This window comes from Gordonibacter pamelaeae 7-10-1-b (assembly GCF_000210055.1).
Classification (GTDB): domain Bacteria; phylum Actinomycetota; class Coriobacteriia; order Coriobacteriales; family Eggerthellaceae; genus Gordonibacter; species Gordonibacter pamelaeae.
This window is the reverse complement of sequence record NC_021021.1, coordinates 161,983-165,243: the sequence shown is the minus strand read 5'-3', so window position 1 is coordinate 165,243 and position 3,261 is coordinate 161,983. Positions and strand designations below refer to the sequence as shown.

Below are 3,261 nucleotides of genomic sequence, written 5' to 3'. Positions count from 1 at the left end.
AGAGCCCGCGGGCGACCCGGCGCCGCCTGCGAACTCGATAAGCATCACGTTCAAGTCGTCGAACGTCTGACCTGCGATTTCACTTGCGGTCGTGCAGGTGATGCGCTCGTCGGGGTACGACAGGCGCTCGGCCACCGTCACGCGCGCGTCCCCGAAGCCCGCCTGCACAAGCTCGCCCGAAAGCCGCGAGGGGTCTTCCCCGCCCGACGTGGCGAGGAAGAGCTCACCTGCGCGCTCGGCCTCGGCCACGATGTCGCACGCCACGCCGTGAGCGCTCGCGAAGCGCCAATCCTGCCATGGACGCGCGAGGTGCGCGGCGAGATACGACGCTGAGCTTATGCCGGGAACGACGCGCACGTCCACCTGCGCGTCGCCGGAGAGCGCCTCCACCAGGCGGCGCGCGCCGCTGAACAGCCCCACATCGCCCGTCATCACGACCACGGCGCGCTGCCACGACGCCACATCGGTGAGCGCGGCGACGATGTCCGCCGTCTTCACGAGCTCGCATCTCACCACGTCGGGCGGCACGTCGATGCCGGCAAGCGCGCGATGAGCGCCGATGACCACGTCGGCGATGTCAATCGCATCGAGCGCCGCGCGCGAGAGCAAATCGGGGTTTCCGGGCCCCGCCCCGATGATCGTTACCTTTCGCATGGAATCTCCCGATACCCGCGCGGCGTGACCATACGGCCGCCTACGCGCTTCGTGTCCGCGTTGCCGACGAACACGGTGGTGAACATGTCGGCGTCGAACTCCCCCAGCTCGGAGAGCCTGCACATGCCCGACTGCTGCCCCTCGCGCCCGATGTTGCGTACCCAGCCGCAGAGCGTGTCGGGGGCCTTCCATTCGAGCATGATCCTCGCCGCGCGCGAGAGCCTGTCGGCGCGCTTTCTGCTGCGCGGGTTGTACAAACAGATGCAGAAGTCGGCGCTCGCCACGGCGGCGAGCCTGCGCTCGATGACCTCCCACGGTGTGAGCAGGTCGGAGAGCGACACGACCGCGAAGTCGTGGGCAAGCGGGGCGCCGAGCACCGCCGACCCGCTCTGAGCCGCGGTGGCCCCGGCGATAACTTCCACGTCTACATCGGGGTAGTCCTCCGCAAGCTCCAGCACGGGGCTCGCCATGCCGTACACGCCCGCGTCACCGCTGCACACGAGCGCCACGGCCTCTCCGCTCTGCGCGCGCGAAAGCGCCAGGCGGCACCGTTCGACCTCGTGCATCATCGGCGTCGCGAGATGCGCCGCGTCGGGCACGGCGGCGAGCGCAAGCTCCACGTATTTCGTGTACCCCACAACGATGTCGGCCGCCTCGAGCGCGCGCCGGGCCGCAATCGTCATGCCGTCGGGGCCGCCCGGGCCGATCCCCACCACGAAGAGATTTCCCATCACCGCTCCTTAAACGAAAGTTCGATAGTTACCTTGGAAAACGCGACGGTCACGCCGCCGTGAGCGAGCTTCGGGAAGATAAGTTTGCCCCCGTCCGCGAGCGCCGCGCGCTCGCACACGTTGTCGACCCCCACCGTCGCGCGCACGAAATCAGATGGCGAAACGCTGCCTTCGACCTGCGACAACTCCTCTGCGGAATACGTCGCAAGCGAGATATTGCGCGCGCGGCAGAAGGCGAGCAGACCCTCCTCGTGCGCCTTCACGTCGATCGTCGCCGCCTCGCGCACGGCCGAAGGCGAGATACCCGCCTGCCCGCACGCGAGAAGAAACGCCTCCTCGATCGCTTCGGCGCACGCACCGCGACGGCACCCTATGCCCGCAACGATGCAGGGCACGACAAGGCGAAGCGGCTCGGGCGCAGGCGCCTGCGCCCGCACGCCCGCCGGCTTCCCCGTCTCACCGGCGGGCATGACCTCGCCCGTTGTCTCCGCCGCGCGAACGGACGCACCTGCATTCGCGCCAGCGAACGGCGACACGACGATATCGGCCCGAGCGCGGTCGGACGCAATGTCAACCCCCTCAGGCGGCTGTCCCGAAATCGGCATGTCGGAATAGAGCGCCACGCGCCCGCCCGAAAGCAGCCGCGCCGACACTCGCTTGATGGCCTCGGGATTCGAAACGGCGAGCCCCGCACAGCGCGCCCACGTATCCACCGCCCACACGCCGCGGACGTCGGTCGCCGTGGTGATGACGGGGATGGCCCCTGCCGCGCGTGCCACAGTTTGCGCAAGCTCGTTCGCACCGCCCAAATGTCCCGACAAAAGCGGGACGGCAAAGCGCCCCGCCTCGTCGATCGCCACAACCGCGGGATCGCTTGCCTTCGAGGCGACATGCGGCGCGATCGCCCGCACGGCGATGCCCGCCGCGCCCACGAACAGAAGCGCGTCCGACGCTTCCCACGCGAGCGCCGTCCATGCGCGCAGGTCGACCTTCCCCTCGCCGAACCCGCGCGAAACGGAAACGCCCCAGCCAGGGTCATCTTCACCCGTCTGCGCGCAATCGGAAAGCGCGCGTGCGGTGCGCTCCGCTAACGCATACCCCCTCTCAGTGAACGCTATGCAGGAAACCCTCATCTAGCGCACCACCATCGTCGAGAAGTAGCTGCCCCGATCGGGCACATCGTCGAGCGAGCGGTACACGCGCTCGCTCGGAAGCCCACAGTCCTCTACGAGCTCGGCACCGTCGAAGGCGCCCTCCTCGCGAAGGATGCGCTTCGTGTCCGCAAGCGAGCGGCGCGCCTTCATGACCACCTTCGTCCCCGGCCAGCCGATTGCGCGGCGCACGTCGTCGTAGCCGCCGGGCACGATGTGCAGAGGCGACGACATCTCGGGCGTGAGGTCGCGCTCGAGCGCCGCGGCGACCGCGCAGAAGCTCGGCACGCCGGGAATGGCGCGCGCCTCGAACCCGCGGGCGCGCACGTCGGGCGCTATGCGCTGGAAGGTGGCGTAGATGCTCGGGTCCCCCAGGTTCAGCAGCGCGACGTCGCGGACCGCATCCAGGTGCGCGACAAGCTCGCGAACAAGCGAGGCATGCTCAGCCGCGCGGCGCTCGGCGTCGCGCGTCATCGAGAATCGCACGGGGATCACCGTCTTGCCTGTAAGGTCAACGGCGCCGCGCACGATGTCGAGCGCGACCATGACCCCGTCCGCCGTCTGCGGTGCGGCGATGACCGGACACGATTCGATTGTGCGGACGGCCTTGATCGTGAGCAGCTCGGGGTCGCCAGGCCCCGTGCCCACCCCGTACAGCACGCCTTTACTCATACGTCGCCCCCAATTCCCCGATAACTGCATCGGCGCCCGACGTGCGGAAAAGC

General features: G+C 68.9%; 4 protein-coding genes. All 4 read right to left on the bottom strand.

Annotated features, from left to right (window positions below):
• On the bottom strand, positions 1-654 hold a 654-nt coding region (gene cbiE / locus GPA_RS18595; protein ID WP_083808798.1), incomplete at its 3' end, for a precorrin-6y C5,15-methyltransferase (decarboxylating) subunit CbiE.
• Positions 642-1,385, bottom strand: a complete 744-nt coding sequence (cobJ, locus tag GPA_RS00745; protein ID WP_015538669.1) for a precorrin-3B C(17)-methyltransferase — start codon at positions 1,383-1,385, stop codon at positions 642-644. The genes cobJ and cbiE, both read right to left, overlap by 13 nt.
• Complete coding sequence (locus GPA_RS00740; protein WP_015538668.1) at positions 1,385-2,518, bottom strand: cobalt-precorrin 5A hydrolase; 1,134 nt, start codon at positions 2,516-2,518, stop codon at positions 1,385-1,387. Before GPA_RS00740 ends, cobJ begins: the two co-directional genes overlap by 1 nt.
• Positions 2,519-3,208: a precorrin-2 C(20)-methyltransferase gene (cobI, locus tag GPA_RS00735; RefSeq protein WP_015538667.1), complete on the bottom strand. Its 690-nt coding sequence runs from the start codon at positions 3,206-3,208 to the stop codon at positions 2,519-2,521. It lies immediately after the preceding gene.
• Positions 3,209-3,261 lie beyond the last annotated feature (53 nt).

Bases quoted from the DNA above. Each gene is read 5' to 3' on its own strand.
- cobJ (WP_015538669.1), bottom strand. From the start codon at position 1,385: ATGGGAAATCTCTTCGTGGTGGGGATCGGCCCGGGCGGCCCCGACGGC.
- GPA_RS00740 (WP_015538668.1), bottom strand. From the start codon at position 2,518: ATGAGGGTTTCCTGCATAGCGTTCACTGAGAGGGGGTATGCGTTAGCG.
- cobI (WP_015538667.1), bottom strand. From the start codon at position 3,208: ATGAGTAAAGGCGTGCTGTACGGGGTGGGCACGGGGCCTGGCGACCCC.